The 15605-nt window shown below is 68.1% G+C and carries 14 protein-coding genes; 11 read left to right on the top strand and 3 right to left on the bottom strand.

The window, feature by feature from the left end:
• The first annotated feature begins 1 nt into the window (after position 1).
• The 7 genes from murC to lpxC all read left to right on the top strand — a co-directional run bounded on the left by murC (position 2) and on the right by lpxC (position 7844).
• Positions 2-1405 (top strand): UDP-N-acetylmuramate--L-alanine ligase, encoded by a 1404-nt coding sequence (gene murC / locus ABSH63_RS07590; RefSeq protein ID WP_352888747.1) that lies wholly within the window; start codon positions 2-4, stop codon positions 1403-1405.
• Positions 1402-2310, top strand: coding sequence for a UDP-N-acetylmuramate dehydrogenase (murB, locus tag ABSH63_RS07585; RefSeq protein ID WP_352888720.1), 909 nt, complete (start codon positions 1402-1404; stop codon positions 2308-2310). Before murC ends, murB begins: the two co-directional genes overlap by 4 nt.
• Positions 2307-3302: a D-alanine--D-alanine ligase gene (locus ABSH63_RS07580; protein WP_352888719.1), complete on the top strand. Its 996-nt coding sequence runs from the start codon at positions 2307-2309 to the stop codon at positions 3300-3302. Before murB ends, ABSH63_RS07580 begins: the two co-directional genes overlap by 4 nt.
• Positions 3299-4066: a cell division protein FtsQ/DivIB gene (locus tag ABSH63_RS07575; RefSeq protein ID WP_352888718.1), complete on the top strand. Its 768-nt coding sequence runs from the start codon at positions 3299-3301 to the stop codon at positions 4064-4066. Before ABSH63_RS07580 ends, ABSH63_RS07575 begins: the two co-directional genes overlap by 4 nt.
• Before the next feature lie 5 nt (positions 4067-4071).
• Positions 4072-5301, top strand: a complete 1230-nt coding sequence (gene ftsA / locus ABSH63_RS07570; protein WP_352888717.1) for a cell division protein FtsA — start codon at positions 4072-4074, stop codon at positions 5299-5301.
• A 169-nt stretch (positions 5302-5470) separates the two neighbouring features.
• Entirely contained in the window at positions 5471-6691 is a 1221-nt protein-coding gene (gene ftsZ / locus ABSH63_RS07565) for a cell division protein FtsZ (RefSeq protein WP_352888715.1), read from the top strand.
• 232 nt (positions 6692-6923) lie between these two features.
• Positions 6924-7844, top strand: a complete 921-nt coding sequence (gene lpxC, locus ABSH63_RS07560) for a UDP-3-O-acyl-N-acetylglucosamine deacetylase (RefSeq protein WP_352888714.1) — start codon at positions 6924-6926, stop codon at positions 7842-7844.
• Positions 7845-7884: 40 nt separating this feature from the next.
• Here the strand turns inward: lpxC and ABSH63_RS07555 are convergent, their stop codons facing one another.
• Positions 7885-8256, bottom strand: coding sequence for a hypothetical protein (locus ABSH63_RS07555; RefSeq protein ID WP_352888712.1), 372 nt, complete (start codon positions 8254-8256; stop codon positions 7885-7887).
• 9 nt (positions 8257-8265) lie between these two features.
• On the opposite strand from ABSH63_RS07555, the gene ABSH63_RS07550 reads away from it, so the two are divergent.
• The 4 genes from ABSH63_RS07550 to ABSH63_RS07535 all read left to right on the top strand — a co-directional run bounded on the left by ABSH63_RS07550 (position 8266) and on the right by ABSH63_RS07535 (position 14469).
• Positions 8266-9210 carry a M23 family metallopeptidase gene (locus ABSH63_RS07550; protein ID WP_352888711.1) on the top strand — a complete coding sequence of 315 codons (945 nt, stop codon included), beginning with the start codon at positions 8266-8268 and terminating at the stop codon, positions 9208-9210.
• Positions 9211-9333: 123 nt separating this feature from the next.
• The gene (secA, locus tag ABSH63_RS07545; RefSeq protein WP_352888710.1) at positions 9334-12108 is read left to right on the top strand and encodes a preprotein translocase subunit SecA; all 2775 of its coding nucleotides are present in this window, start codon (positions 9334-9336) and stop codon (positions 12106-12108) included.
• An 81-nt stretch (positions 12109-12189) separates the two neighbouring features.
• Positions 12190-13410 (top strand): bifunctional glutamate N-acetyltransferase/amino-acid acetyltransferase ArgJ, encoded by a 1221-nt coding sequence (argJ, locus tag ABSH63_RS07540; RefSeq protein ID WP_352888708.1) that lies wholly within the window; start codon positions 12190-12192, stop codon positions 13408-13410.
• Between the two features lie 99 nt (positions 13411-13509).
• The gene (locus ABSH63_RS07535; protein WP_352888707.1) at positions 13510-14469 is read left to right on the top strand and encodes a Nudix family hydrolase; all 960 of its coding nucleotides are present in this window, start codon (positions 13510-13512) and stop codon (positions 14467-14469) included.
• 125 nt (positions 14470-14594) lie between these two features.
• On the opposite strand, the gene ABSH63_RS07530 is transcribed toward ABSH63_RS07535, so the two are convergent.
• Positions 14595-14819 (bottom strand): DNA gyrase inhibitor YacG, encoded by a 225-nt coding sequence (locus tag ABSH63_RS07530; RefSeq protein WP_434223257.1) that lies wholly within the window; start codon positions 14817-14819, stop codon positions 14595-14597.
• A complete protein-coding gene (zapD, locus tag ABSH63_RS07525; protein ID WP_352888705.1) occupies positions 14816-15592 on the bottom strand; it encodes a cell division protein ZapD in 777 nt (258 codons plus the stop codon). Before zapD ends, ABSH63_RS07530 begins: the two co-directional genes overlap by 4 nt.
• Positions 15593-15605: the final 13 nt, after the last annotated feature.

Here is a 15605-nt window from a genome sequence, read left to right as displayed (position 1 = left end):
CATGCGGCCGATGCGGCGCGTGCGTCGCATCCACATGCTCGGCATCGGCGGCTCGGGCATGGCCGGCATCGCCGAGGTGCTGCTCAACCTCGGCTACGAAGTCAGCGGCAGCGATCTGAAGGACAGTGCCGTGACGCGGCGGCTGGCGGCGCTGGGCGCGCGCATCAGCCTCGGTCACGACGCCGCGCATGCAGTCGGCGCCGACGCCATCGTCGTGTCGTCCGCGGTCAAGTCCGACAACCCGGAATATCGCTACGCACGCGAGCACCGTATACCCATCGTGCGGCGCGCCGAGATGCTCGCCGAGCTGATGCGCTTTCGCTACGGCATCGCCATTGCCGGCACGCATGGCAAGACCACGACGACGAGCCTGGTCGCCAGCGTGCTCGCCGAGGGCCAGCTCGATCCGACCTACGTGATCGGCGGCAAGCTCAAATCGGCCGACGCCAACGCGCGGCTCGGCGGCGGTGCCTACCTGGTCGCCGAGGCCGACGAGAGCGACGCCTCGTTCCTGCATCTGTCGCCGATGATCGCCGTGGTCACCAACATCGATGCCGATCATCTCGAAACCTACGCGCACGATTTCTCGCGGCTGCGCGCGACCTTCGTCGAGTTCCTGCACCGTCTGCCGTTCTATGGCCTTGCGGTGATGTGCGTCGACGACGCCATCGTGCGCCAGACGCTGCCCGAGGTCGCGCGACCGCTGCTGACCTACGGCTTTGCCGAGGACGCGGACCTGCGCGGCGTCGACGTCCGCCCCGAGGGCAGCGGTGCGCACTTCACCGCGGTCGGCACGGATGGTTTTCGTGCCGAGTTTCACCTGAACCTGCCCGGGCGCCACAACGTGCAGAACGCGCTGGCGGCGGTCGCGATCGGCCGCGAACTCGGCGTCGGTGTCGAAGCGATGCAGCGCGCGCTGTCCGGGTTTCAGGGCATCGGCCGGCGCTGCGAACAGCACGGCGTGCTGCGTTTCGGCAGCCGCGCCGCGCTCCTGGTCGACGACTACGGCCATCACCCACGCGAGATCGCGGCGACTTTTCAGGCGATGCGCGCCGCGCACCCAGGCCGCCGTCTGGTCGTCGTGTTCCAGCCGCATCGCTACTCGCGCACGCGCGATCTGTTCGATGACTTCTGCGCGGTGCTGTCCGAGGCCGACGCGCTGCTGCTCGCCGAGGTCTACGCCGCCGGTGAGGCGCCGATCGAGAACGCCGATGCGCGCGCGCTGGCGCGCTGCATACGTGCGCGCGGTCGCGTCGAGCCGGTGCTGCTGCCGCAGGGTCTGGCCGAGGCGCCGGCGCTGCTCGAACGCATCGTCGCCGACGGCGACGTGATCCTCACGCTCGGCGCCGGCGACGTCGGCAGTCTGCCGGCGCAGCTCGTCCAGCGGTTCGGAGCTGGCGCATGAGTGCGGCGCCCAGCCTCGCGCCGCGCGGTCGGCTGCTGTACGGCGAGCCGCTGGCGCGGCATACCACCTGGCGCGTCGGCGGGCCGGCCGACCGCTACTTCGAGCCGGCCGACCGCGAGGACTTGCTCGCCTTCGTGCGAACCCTCGCGCCCGACGAGCCGCTGCTGTGGATCGGGCTCGGCAGCAATCTTCTGGTGCGGGACGGCGGTTTTCGCGGCACCGTGATCTGCCTGCACAACGCCCTGGACGCGGTGCGTTGCGAGGACCGCGGCGGCGAGCGCCGCATCCACGCCGAGGCCGGCGTGCACTGCGCGCGGCTGGCCAAGTTCGCCGAGCGCGAGCGCCTCGCCGGGCTCGGTTTCATGGCCGGCATCCCCGGCACGGTCGGCGGTGCGCTGGCGATGAACGCCGGTGCCTGGGGCGGCGAGACCTGGCCGCGCGTCGAGGCCGCGGAACTGATCTTGCGCGACGGCCGCACCGACTGGATCGCAGCGGAAGCGGTGCACTACCGGTATCGGCACGTCGAGCTGCCGGTGGACGCGCTGGGATTCCTCGGTGCGCGCTTCAAGGTCGAGCCGGACCCGGACGGCGAGCACGCGCGTTACACCCGTGCCTCGCTGGCGCAGCGTAAGGCGACGCAGCCGGTCGGCAAGCCCAGCGCCGGCAGCACCTTCCGCAATCCACCGGGCGATCACGCCGCGCGCCTGATCGAGTCCTGCGGGCTCAAGGGTCATCGCATCGGCGGTGCCGAGGTGTCGACGCAGCACGCCAATTTCATCATCACCCAGGCCGGCGCGCGTGCCGCCGATGTCGAGGCCCTGATCACGCACATCGCGCTGACCGTGAAGGCGCAGACCGGCGTCGAACTGGTGACCGAAGTGCGTGTGGTTGGAGAACCGGCATGACCGTCGCGGCAAGCTCTACGTCTTACGTCTGGCGTCCGCGGATCCGCGACCCGCGCGCGTTCGGTCGCGTCGCCGTGCTCATGGGCGGCTGGTCGGCCGAGCGCCAGGTCTCGCTGTGGTCGGGCGCGGGCGTGGTCGAGGCGCTGCGCGGCAAGGGCGTGGACGTGGTCGCCATCGACGCTACGCGCGAGAACGTGCTGCGCCTGCGCGAACAGCACATCGACCGCGTGTTCAACGTGTTGCATGGCACGGGTGGTGAGGACGGTACCGTGCAGGCGGTGCTCGATCTGCAGGGCATCCCCTACACCGGCAGTGGTGTGCTCGCCTCGGCGCTGGCGATGGACAAGCTGCGCAGCAAGCGGTTGTGGATGGCCGAAGGGCTGCCGACGCCGGATTACCGCTTCTTGCGCAGCCGCGCCGATCTGGATGCGGCGGCGGCGCACTTCGGCTATCCGTTCATCGTCAAGCCGTCGGACGAGGGCTCCAGCGTCGGCGTCACCAAGGTCAAGTCGCCGGCGCAGCTCGACAAGGCGTGGTCCGCGGCGGTCGGCGAGCGCGGCCGCACGGTCATGGCCGAGCGCTACATCGGCGGCTGTGCGCTGGGCCACGAGTTCACTTGCGCGCTGCTTGACGGCGAGGCACTGCCGACGATCCGCATCGAGCCGGACGGGGAGTTCTACGACTATCACGCCAAGTACGTCTCCGATGCGACGCGCTATCACTGTCCGAGCGGGCTCGACGCGGCGCTCGAAGCGCGCGTGCAGTCGCTCTGCGTTCGCGCCTTCGCGTCGCTCGGTGCGCGTGGCTGGGGGCGGGTGGATTTCATGCTCGACGGCGAGGGCGAGCCCTGGCTGATCGAGGCCAACCTGGTACCGGGCATGACCGCGCACAGCCTGGTGCCGATGGCGGCGCGCGCGCGCGGCATGGACTACGCCGAGCTGTGCTGGGCGGTGCTCGAAACGACGCTGCCAGCCGCCGGAGACGGGCGATGACGGTGATGGTCATGAGCCTTGATGCCCCCATGCGCGACGACCAGATGCCGGCCCCGTCGCGGCTGTCGCGCTTCATGCTCGGCTCGGGCGCGTTGCTCGGCGCAGTGGCGGCGGTCTGGTCCTTCTTCCAGTTCACCGGCCTTGCGCCGGTGGCACGCCTGCAGGTGCAGGCGCGCTTCGAGTGGATCGATCCGGCCGAGCTCGATCGCGCGCTGCGGCCGCTGCTGCAGAGCCGCTTCTTCGAAGTCGATCTCAAGGCCGTGCAGCGGGCCGCCGCCGCACTGCCGTGGGTGGCGCGTGCGCGCGTCGAGCGCGAGTGGCCGGCAACGGTGCGGGTGCGCGTCTGGGAGCGCGAGCCAGCGGCGCACTGGCATGGCGGCCTGTTGCTCGATGTCGACGGCACGCGTTTCGATCCCGCCGGCCGCGAGGTCGCCGCCACGCTGCCGCGGCTCGCCGGCCCCGAGGGCAGCGAGCGGCGCGTGCTGACGATGTTCACGCAGCTCGCCGCGAAGCTGGAAGGCACACGCTTCGCGCTCGCCGGCCTGCGTCTGGACGCGCGTGGCGACTGGACCGCGACCACCGTCGACGGCATCGAGCTGCGCTTCGGCCGCAACGATCCGCTTCAGGGCGTCGACATGCTGCTCGGGCCGGCGGCGCGCGCGCTGGCAGCGCAGATGCCGGACGTCGAGCACATCGATCTGCGCTACACGAACGGATTCTCGGTGGGTTGGCGCGAGCCTGCTGCCGGTAACCAAGGGAACTGAACACCATGGCACGACGCGAAGAACGCAGCCTGCTGGTCGGATTGGACATCGGCACGTCCAAATGCGTGGCGGTGATCGGGCAGGTCACCCCCGACGGACGGGTCGAGATCGTCGGCAGCGGCAAACACGTCTCGCGCGGCATGAACCGCGGCGACGTCGTCAACATCGAACTGACCACGCAAGCGATCAAGCGCGCGATCGAGCAGGCCGAGTTGATGGCGAACTGCAGCGCCAAGTCGGTTTACGTCGGCATCTCCGGCACGCACATCCGCAGCCTCAATTCGACCGGCGTCGCGCCGGTGCGCGCCGGCGCGGTGAGCGAGCGCGACGTCGACAGCGTGATGGACGCCGCACGCGCGATCGCGATTCCCGCGGACCAGAAGATCCTGCACGTGATTCCGCAGGAGTTCGTCATCGACGGCCGCGAGGGCATCCAGGATCCAGTCGGCATGCATGGCGTGCGTCTCGAGGCCAAGGTGCACATCGTCACCGGGTCGATCTCGGCGGCACAGAACATCTACAAATGCGTCGAGTCCTGCGGCCTGAAGGTCGACAAGCTGATCCTGCAGCACCTCGCGTCGAGCTACGCGACCCTGCTGCCCGACGAGCGCGATCTCGGTGTGTGCATGGTCGACATCGGCGGCGGCACCTCCGACATCGCCGTGTTCAAGGGCGGCACGATCCGCCACACCGCCGTGCTGCCGATCGCCGGCAACCAGGTCACCAACGACATCAGCGTCGCGTTCCGCACGCCGGGGCCGTACGCCGAAGAACTCAAGCTCAAGCACGGCGTCGCCCTGCCGCAGTACGCCGCCGGTCATGAAGAGATCGAGGTCAAGGGTGTCGGCGAACAGCCGCCGCGACGTCTGTCACGCCTGACGCTGGCCGAGGTCATCAAGCCGCGCTACGAGGAGCTGTTCCACTTCATCCGGCGTGAGCTGGTGCGCGCCGATTGGTTCGACATGATCGCCGGCGGCATCGTGCTCACCGGCGGCTCGGCGCAGATGCCGGGCGTGGTCGAGCTCGCCGCGGAGGTGTTCGACCTGTCCGTGCGTCTGGGTACGCCGCACAACGTCGACGGACTCAAGGACATCACCCGCGATCCCGCCTATGCGACGGCGATCGGACTGTTGCTGTATGGCCGGCAGAGCCGCCCGCAACCGGCGCCGACGCCGATGCAGGGTTTCGGCTACTGGCTGCAACGGGCCGGAGATTGGTTCAGAGGAAGTTTTTAACTAGAGATTATTGACGGATTTTTATTGACATTCAAACAGTGAAGGATTACGGTAGATTTGCGGCGTAATAGATACAAAAAAACAGCAGGCCGGTTCGGTGACGATCAAGCATCGACCCCTGCGACGGGTGACAGGAACACAGCGCGCCAGACGGCGCAGGAGCAGTGACATGGGCGGACAAGTACGAGAGGTCTTCGAGATCGACGACGGGCAACGCAAGCGCGCGGTGATCCGCGTGATCGGTGTCGGCGGAGGCGGTTGCAATACCGTCAACCAGATGGCGCAGGCCGGTATCGAGGGAGTGGACTTCATCTGCGCCAATACCGATCGCGATCATCTGGAGCGCTGCGTGCCGACCAACCAGCTGCAGCTCGGTGCCGAGATCACGCGCGGGCTCGGTGCTGGTTCCAATCCCGAGATCGGCCGTCAGGCTGCCGAGGAGGACCGCGACCGCATCCGCGAGATGATCGAGGGCACCGATCTGCTTTTCGTCACCGCCGGTATGGGCGGCGGCACCGGCACCGGCGCGGCGCCGGTGATCGCCCAGATCGCCAAGGAGCTCGGCATCCTCACCGTCGCCGTCGTCACCAAGCCGTTCGCGCACGAAGGCAAGAAGCGCATGGCGGTGGCGATGAAGGGCATCGACGAGCTGCGTCAATACACCGACTCGCTGATCATGATCCCGAACGAGAAGCTCGGTCTGGTGCTCGGGACCAAGATCACGGTGCTCAACTGCTTCAAGGCGGCCAACGACGTGCTGCAAAACGCGGTACAGGGCATTTCCGATCTGATCACGCGGCCGGGTCTGGTCAACGTCGACTTCGCCGACGTGCGCACGGTGATGAGCAATCGCGGCATGTCGATGATGGGCATCGGCCAGGCCAGCGGCGAGGGGCGTGCCGAAAAGGCCGTCGAGATGGCGCTGTCGAGCCCGCTGCTCGACGACATCGAGCTGCACGGTGCGCGCGGCCTGCTCGTCAACGTGACCTGCGATGAGTCGCTGACCATGGAGGAGCTCGAATACATCAACTCGCGCGTCGCCGAGATCGCGTCCGACGAGGCCGATGCCAAGTGCGGCATGTCGATGAACCCCGATCTCGACGGCATGCTGCGCGTCACCGTGGTCGCCACTGGCCTGCCCGGCAACAAGCACCAGGTGGCAGCGGCGCCGACCGCGCCGCTCAATCCGAACGTCGCCCCGTTCGTGCGGCCGCAGACGACGCTGCCGAACGCCCCGCAGATGCCGCCGCTGGGCTCGCCCAAGCTCGACATCCCCGCGGTGCACCGTCAACAGCGCAAGTACGCGACCGGCGGCGGCAGCGCCTTTCCGCTCGGACTGGACGAGGACATCATCAACATCCCCGCCTTCCTGCGGAATCAAGCCGATTGAAGGCTTGACCGATTGAAGGCCTGGCCGATTGAAGGCCTGGTCGCTGGATGAACCGGCGACCATGGACGCGGTCAGGCCGCGGAACGCCGCAGGTTCAGCGAGGGCTCATCCGATCCGGCGGTTCCCGCCGTCGGATCGGAGCGCCACTGAACCCGTGTTAAAGTCGGCGGTCACAACAGCGCCGTGCGCGGTCGCACGGCGCTCTTTTTCGATTCCGGCACCTTCGAGGCGAATGGTCAGACAACGCACACTCAAGCAGGCGGTTCGCGCCAGTGGTATCGGCCTGCATTCGGGCCGCAAGGTCTACATGTCCATGCTGCCGGCCGGACCGGATACCGGCATCGTGTTTCGCCGTACCGATCTGCAGCCGGTCGCCGAAGTGCCGGCCGATGCCTACCTGCTGCGCGAAGCGGTGATGTGCAGCACCCTGGTGGCGGACGACGGCGCCAAGGTCATGACCATCGAGCATCTGATGTCGGCCTTCGCTGGTCTGGGCATCGACAACTGTGTGGTCGAGCTGTCTTCGCCGGAGGTGCCGATCATGGACGGCAGCGCCGGTCCCTTCGTGTTCCTGATCCAATCCGCCGGCATCCACGAGCAGGACGCGCCGAAGCGCTTCTTGCGTATCCGCCAGCCGGTGCAGGTCGCGGAAGGCGACAAATGGGCGCGCTTAGAACCCTACGACGGCTTCCGGCTGTCGTTTTCCATCGATTTTCGGCATCCGGCCTTGCGCGCCAGCGCGCAAAGCGCGGTCGTGGAGTTTTCCACCGCCAGCTACGTCAGCGAGGTCAGCCGGGCGCGTACCTTCGGCTTCATGCGTGAGCTGGACACGCTGCGTGCCGCGAACCTCGGCTTGGGAGCCAGCCTCGACAACGTCGTCGCCCTCGACGATTACCGCGTCGTCAACCACGATGGGCTGCGTTACGACAACGAGTTCGTGCGCCACAAGATCCTCGATGCGATCGGTGATCTGTACCTGCTGGGGCATCCGGTGATCGGCGCGTTCACCGCGTACAAGTCGGGGCACGCCCTCAACAACAAGCTGGTGCGGGCAGTGCTCGACGACGCGGCCGCCTATGAGATCGTGACCTTCGAGGACGCGGCGCAGCCGGCCCCGATCCGTTTCGTCCGCGGTGCCGCCGCGGCCGCCTGAATCACGATACTGATCCGCCAGTCAGGGAAAAGCCGCAGTTTCAGCCACTTGGCTTGCGCTCGGGCGGCGGTGGCCGATACACTCGGCCGTGCGTTCGTTGCGGCGCGGGTCTGACCTTGGTTTCGATGCGGGTGCAAGCGATCTGGTAGCGCGTCTGCAGCCAGGTCAGCAGGGACGGGGCGAGGCCCCGTAGCGGGACCAGCGCCGCCGCCGATGTGGCGTAGACCACGACGGTGTCGCCGCGTAGGTTGGCGATACGGACGTCGCGGATCCACGGCGCGTCGCGCCAGTCGCGCAGGCTGCGATTGATGCCGGCGATTTGCTCGGCGCGCGCCAAGGTGGCGCCGGCCATCGACGTGTGCTGACGCAGGATTTGCTGGATGGGGCGGGGGTCGGATCGTTCGGGGCTCATGAAATCGTGATGGACATCATCGTCGTCAGCCACAAGCGTGGCCGTACCTGGCGCTTCGCGCTGGATCCGCGCCGCGCGCTGTGCTGGCTGCCGGCCTTGGTCGTGACCGCCATCCTACTGAGTTTCGGTTTCGGTGCGGGATGGCTGGCCGCAGGGCTGGGCGACGAACCGCAGCGGCGCTCCGATTTGTCCACCGCCCTGCTCGAGCGCTGGTCGAGCGAAGTGAGGACGCAGCGCGCCGCCTTGGAGCAGGCCCGTGCCGAGGCCGAACGTAACTCGGCGGCGCTGGCGCGGCGCATCGCGCAGCTGCAGGCGCACGTCATGCGCCTGGATGCGGCCGGCCAGCGTCTGACCGAGATCGCCGGCCTGGACAGCGGCGAGTTTAGCTTCGGCGAGCAGCCGCCGGTCGGCGGTCCGGAGTCCGCGAGTTTGCCCGAGACCGGCCTGGATTCCCTGCTGCTGTCCCTGGGCAGCTTCGAGCGTCAACTCGCCGATCGCGAGCGCCAGTTCCGCGTACTCGAAGACCTTTTGCTGGCGAGCCGGCTGCAAAACGAAGTGCGGCCTTCGGGCTGGCCGATCGAGGGCGGCTGGATCAGTTCGCTGTTCGGCGTGCGTACCGATCCGTTCACCGGCCGGCGCACGCGGCACCTGGGGATCGACTTCGCCGGTCGCCCCGGTTCGAACGTGCTCGCCGTCGCCGCCGGCATCGTCACCGAGGCCGGCGCCCGCGACGGATACGGCAACCTGGTCGAGATCAATCACGGCAACGGCTACACCACCCGTTACGGCCATAACAGCGTGATCCTCGTCAAGCCGGGCGATCGGGTGAACAAAGGCCAGCCGGTCGCGCGGCTCGGCTCGACCGGGCGCGCCACCGGGCCTCACGTGCACTTCGAGGTGCTGTTCAACGGCGTGATGGTCAACCCCGAGCAGTACATCCGCGCAGCGCGCTGAAAGCGCGGCGCGATGGCGGCCAAGGCTTGAATCGGACGAGGACCGCCGCAACAAGGGCATAATACGCGGCCTTGAGTCGACCCTTGCCGTTGCGCGCGCGCGCAGGCTCCACCACTGAAAGCTATGCTCAACACCCTGCTGGCTCGCGTCTTCGGGAGCCGCAATCAGCGCATTCTCAAGCGTCTGGATCGCCTGGTCGCCGCGGTCGGCGCCTTGGAGCCCCACTACGCCGCGATGAGCGACGATGCGCTCGCCGACCAGACCCGCGTGTTGCGCGAACGTCTGGCCAAGGGCGAGACGCTGGAGCAGATCCAGGCCGATGCCTTCGCCGTCGTGCGCGAGGCCGGCAAGCGTGTGCTCAACATGCGGCACTTCGACGTGCAGCTCATCGGCGGTGCGGTGCTGCACGAGGGCAAGATCGCGGAGATGCGCACCGGCGAGGGCAAGACCCTGGTCGCGACGCTCGCGGCGTATCTGAATGCGCTGCCCGGAAAGGGTGTGCACATCGTCACCGTCAACGACTATCTGGCGCGGCGCGATGCCGAGTGGATGGGCCGCATCTTCCGCTTCCTGCGCTTGACGGTCGGCGTCATCACGTCCGGACAGTCCAGTCAGGAAAAGCGGCAGGCCTATGCCTGCGACATCACTTACGCGACCAACAACGAGCTGGGCTTCGACTACTTGCGCGACAACATGGCGTTCTCGCTCAAGGACAAGGTCCAGCGCGGACAGCATTACGCGATCGTCGACGAGGTCGATTCGATCCTGATCGACGAGGCGCGCACGCCGCTGATCATCAGCGGACCGACCGACGACGATCCGGAGTTGTACCGCAAGATCAACGCGCTGATCCCGCGCCTGGTGCGTCAGGCCGAGGAAGACGGTCCGGGTGATTTCTCGGTCGACGAAAAGACCAAGCAGGTGCATCTGACCGAAGAGGGCCACGAGAAGGTCGAGTCACTGATGCGCAGCAGCGGTCTGCTCGGTGAGGACGACAGCCTCTACGACGCCGCCAACGTCATCCTGCTGCACCATCTCAACGCCTTGCTGCGCGCACACCATTTGTACAAGCGCGACGTCGAGTACATCGTGCGCAACGGCCAGGTCGTCATCATCGACGAATTCACCGGCCGCATGATGCCGGGACGTCGCTGGAGCGATGGCCTGCACCAGGCGATCGAGGCCAAGGAGGGCGTGCCGATCCAGCAGGAAAACCAGACGCTGGCGAGCATCACCTTCCAGAACTACTTCCGCCTCTACGAAAAGCTGTCCGGCATGACCGGCACCGCCGACACCGAGGCCTTCGAGTTCCAGAACATCTACCAGCTCGAAGTGGTCGTCATCCCGACCAACAAGCCGATGATCCGCAAGGATCATGGCGACCTGGTCTACATGACGGCCAAGGAAAAGTTCGACGCCGTCATCAAAGAAATCAAGGACGCGCATGCGCGCCAGCAGCCGGTGCTGGTCGGCACCGCGAGCATCGAAACGTCGGAACTGCTCTCCGGCCTGCTGAAGAAGGAGGGCGTCCGCCACGAGGTCCTCAATGCCAAGCAGCACGAGCGCGAGGCCGAGATCATCGCCCAGGCCGGACGTCCGGGCGCGGTGACCATCGCCACCAACATGGCCGGCCGTGGTACCGACATCGTGCTCGGCGGCAATCTCGAAGCCGAACTCGCGCAGATTCCGACAGAAGACACGGCCGCGCGCGAGGCGGCGAAGGCGGCCTGGCTGCAGCGCCACCAGCAGGTGCTGCAGGCCGGCGGACTCTACGTGATCGGCTCCGAGCGCCACGAGTCACGGCGCATCGACAATCAGCTACGTGGCCGTGCCGGCCGGCAGGGCGATCCGGGCGCGTCGCGCTTCTTCCTGTCGCTCGACGACACCTTGATGCGCATCTTCACGCCGCCGCGTATGCGCGCGATGCTGCAACGCCTGGGCATGGAACCAGGCGAGGCGATCGAGCACCGTTGGGTCACGCGCGCGATCGAGACTGCGCAGCGCAAGGTCGAGGCGCACAACTTCGACATCCGCAAGCATCTGCTCGAATACGACAACGTCGCCAACGATCAGCGCAAGGCGATCTACGAACTGCGCGACAGCATCATGGGCGCCGAGCGCGTCACCGAGATGGTCGAGGAAGTGCGGCCCGATGTGATCAACGCCGTGGTCGATGCCTTCATCCCGCCGCAGACGCCCGAGACCTTGTGGAACGTCGACGGCCTGCAGGAGGCGCTACGTCGCGATTTCGCGCTCGACCTGCCGATCCGCCAGTGGCTGGACGAGGAGCAAGACCTCAACGAGAAGGGTCTGCGCGCGCGCATCATCGACAAGCTGGCCGAGGCCTACGCCGCGAAGAAAGCACAGGTCGGCGCCGCCGTGCTGGAGCACTTCGAAAAGGCGATCATGCTGCAGGTGCTCGACAACCTCTGGCGCGAGCATCTGGCGTCGATGGACTACATGCGCCAGGGCATCCATCTGCGCGGCTACGCGCAGAAGGATCCCAAGCAGGAGTACAAGCGCGAGGCCTTCGCGATGTTCAACGAGATGCTGGCGCGCTATAAGCACGACGTGACCTCGATGCTCGCGCGCGTGCGCATCCAGACCGAGGCGGAAGTGCGCGAGGTCGAAGAGCAGCGCCGGCGCCAGGCCGAGGCGCGCGAGCGGATGATGCAGTTGCAGCACGAGTCGGCGCCCGGCGTCGAGTCGACTGCCGTGGCTGCGGCGCCGGCGCCGGCGGCACCTGCCGCGAGCGCGCCGCGGCGTCTGCAGCAGGCTGCGCCGCCGCCCCCGCGGCCGCAGACCGTGGTGCGCGAGATGCCCAAGGTCGGCCGCAACGACCCCTGCCCCTGCGGCAGCGGCAAGAAGTACAAGCACTGTCACGGTGCGCTGGTCTGACACGGTGTCCAGTTGGGAGTTTCCAGACGAGCCGAGCGGCTTTCCGGCTAAAAACCGCAAACTGGAGTGGAGACTCAAGGCATGGCCGTCAACCTCTCTGAACCTTCCGCGCTGTGGCCGGTCGCCGGCGTGCGCCTGGGTACCGCCGAGGCGGCGATCAAGAAGCCGGGTCGAAAAGACCTGCTGGTGATCGAGCTGGCACCCGGCAGCCGCGTCGCCGGCGTGTTCACGCAAAACGCGTTTGCGGCCGCACCGGTGCGGCTGTGCCGCGAACGTCTTTCGCGGACGGCGGCGCAGCGCGCACTGCTGGTGAACGCCGGCAATGCCAATGCCGCGACCGGTCGCGGCGGGCTCGACGATGCGCGCGCGACGACGGCCGCGCTCGCCGCCGCGCTCGGCTGCGCGCCCGAAGAAGTGCTGCCGTTCTCGACCGGCGTGATCGGGCAGCGCCTGCCGGTGCAGCGCATCGGCGAGGCGATCCCCAGGGCCGTGGCCGCACTGGCGCCGGATGCCTGGCTTGCCGCGGCGCGCGCGATCATGACCACCGACACCGTGCCCAAGGGCGCGAGCCGGCGCGTGCGGACCGCGCAGGGCGAGGTTACGGTCACCGGCATCGCCAAGGGCGTCGGCATGATCGAGCCGCACATGGCGACGATGCTGGCATTCGTCGCCACCGATGCGCGGCTCACGCCGGCTGCCGCCGACGCGGCGTTGCGTGCCGCCGTCGATGACTCGTTCAATTGCGTCACCGTCGACAGCGACACCTCCACCAACGACGCCTGCGTGCTGTGTGCGACGGCAAAGGTCGGTACGCACGACATCGAGCGTGGCGACGCCGACTATCACATCGTGCTCGATGCCATCCGCGCGGTGTGCATCGAGCTCGCGCACGCGGTCGTGCGCGACGGCGAGGGCGCGACGCGCTTCATCACCGTCGAGGTCGGCGGCGCCGCCAGCACGGCCGAGGCGCGCCAGGTCGCCTATGCGATCGCCAACTCGCCGCTGGTGAAGACGGCGATGTTCGCCGGTGACGCCAACTGGGGGCGCATCGTCATGGCGATCGGCAAGGCCGGTGTCGATGGCCTTGATCCGGCGCGTGTCGGCGTAAAGCTCGACGAGGTGATTCTGCTCGAAAACGGCGAGCCGCATCCGGACTACCGCGAGGAGCGCGGCGCTGCGGTGGTTGCCAAGCCGGAGTTCACCATCGGCGTCGATCTCGGCCGCGGTGATGCGCGCGCGCGCATCTGGACCTGCGACTTCAGCTACGACTACGTGAAGATCAACGCCGAATACCGCACGTGAGCACATCGGTGACGCCGTCTCCGGCGCGGTGCTCGTGAGCGTCCGGGCCTGCCGCGCCGCCCCTCGTTTCGGGCGCTCGCCGGCGCGCAGCGGTGCTGCGTGACGGCCCCGGCACGCCCGCTGATCCACGTCGCGGCCGGGGTGCTGTGCCGGCCCGGCGGCGAGGTGCTGTTCACGCAGCGGCCAGCGGGCAAGATCGCCGCCGGCTGGTGGGAGTTTCCCGGCGGCAAGATCGAACCGGGAGAGACCGCGATCGACGCACTGACGCGCGAGATCGAGGAGGAACTCGGCGTGCGCGTGCGCGCGGCGCGGCCGCTGATCCGCTTTCGCCACGAGTACAGCAACCGCAGCGTCGTGCTCGAAACCTGGCGCGTCGACGCCTTCGATGGTGAGCCGCAGCCGCGCGAGGGCCAGACGCTGCGCTGGGTCGCACCGTCAGCGCTGGCGGCATGGCCGCAGGCGTTGCCGACCGTGGCGCCGATCGTGCGTGCCTTGACCCTGCCCGAGCACTACGTCTTCACGCCGCCCGCGGCGCGCGCCGACGAGATCCTTGCCGGGCTCGGACACCTGCCACCCGGCGCCCTGCTGCGCCTGCGCCTGCCCACGCTCGACGACGCGCGTTACCGCGATCTCGCCGCACGGCTACTGCCGCGCGCCGCGCAGCACGGCCTGCAACTGCTGCTCGACCGTGATCCGGCGATGGTCACGGCGCTGGGCGCGGCGGGCTGGCATGCCACGGACGCCACGCTGCAGGCGCTCACCGCGGCACCCGCGGTCAAAGGTTTGCGCCTGGCTTCCGTGCACGATGGTGCGGGCCTGCGCCGTGCCGCGGCGCTCGGTTTCGATGCCGCCGTGCTCGGCACGGTGCTCCCGACCCCGAGCCACCCCGAAACATCCCCACTCGGCTGGGACGGATTCGCCGCGCTGCGCGGCAGCATCGCGCTGCCGGTCTACGCCATCGGCGGCGTCGGGCCCGAGGTTCTGCCACGGGCTTTCGCGGCGTGGGCGCAGGGCGTTGCCGGCGTCTCGGCGTATTGGCGCGGGCCTGAAGCGGGATGATCCAGGGGGACGACGTGCGCACGCGCCGCAGCCGCGCGCTGGCACGCTTCGCGGCTCGCGGCCGCACCGACGACTCGGTCATGCGCCGTGCGGCAGGGTCTTGCCGGCGGGGATGCCACGCACGGTCAGGATTCGCGGTCCTCGGCCATTTGCTGCGTCGGAGAGAGCAGGGGATCGGATGCCTCGCCGACGGGAATCGAGCGCGCCTCGCTAAACCACGCTCCGAGGTCGATCAGCTTGCAGCGTTCGCTGCAGAACGGCCGCCAGGGGTTGCTCGCATCCAGGCGCGCCGATCTGCCGCAATGCGGGCAGGCGGCGATGCGAGCGGTCGTTGCGCTGGCCGTGGTCACAGCGCGCAGAACTGGATCGAAAAGCCGATGTCCGCGGACGTCTGCTGCGCGCGGCCGGTGGCCGATCGCGCGTCCATGAAGCGCACCGTGCAGCGGTGCTTGCCGGCGCTGATCTCGGGATAGACGCCGGCTTGCTTGGCCACCAGCACGCGGATCAATTGACACGGCCCCGGCGGGGTGACGACGTACATGCCGCCGCGCGCATCAGCGGCTCGCGGCTCGACGCTGGTGCGCAGCAGCTGCAGGTAAAGGCTGATCGCATCGGTGAACGGTTTGATGTCCGCGCGCCAGGCGTCGAGATCGCGGCGCACGCGTTCGTAAGGCTGGGACAGCCAGTAGTGGTAATGCGGCAGGTCGAAGCCGCAGGTACCGCCGGGAATACCGGAGCGGTTGAGGATGCCGTTGAGAAAGTCGCTCTCGCGCAGCAACGAGCCCGCAAACTGGGTCGCGAGCTGCTGCAGGCCGTTCTGCGCGCGCGCGATGTCCGTGAGGATGTCGCCGAGCCGGTCACGATCGATGCCCGGCGTGGCGGCGAGACGGGTCAGATGTGCGTGTTGATCGGTGAGTTCCTTGAGGATGTCGTTCTTCAAGTCCGAACGCGACAACACCACGAGCGTATCGAGCATGGTGTGCAGCGTCGCACGCACGCCGAACTCGCTGTGGTCCTGTCGATGGTGCTCGTGCTGGCTGAACAAGAACTCCAGCCGCAGGAAGGTGCGCACCCGCTCGGTCAGCGGTTGCTCGAAGGCAATGGTTTCGCCCGCCTCAGACACCCGAAGCCCCCTT

The organism is Sinimarinibacterium thermocellulolyticum, assembly GCF_040327995.1.
GTDB lineage: Bacteria > Pseudomonadota > Gammaproteobacteria > Nevskiales > Nevskiaceae > Solimonas > Solimonas thermocellulolyticum.
This window is presented reverse-complemented; position numbering and strand designations above follow the sequence as displayed.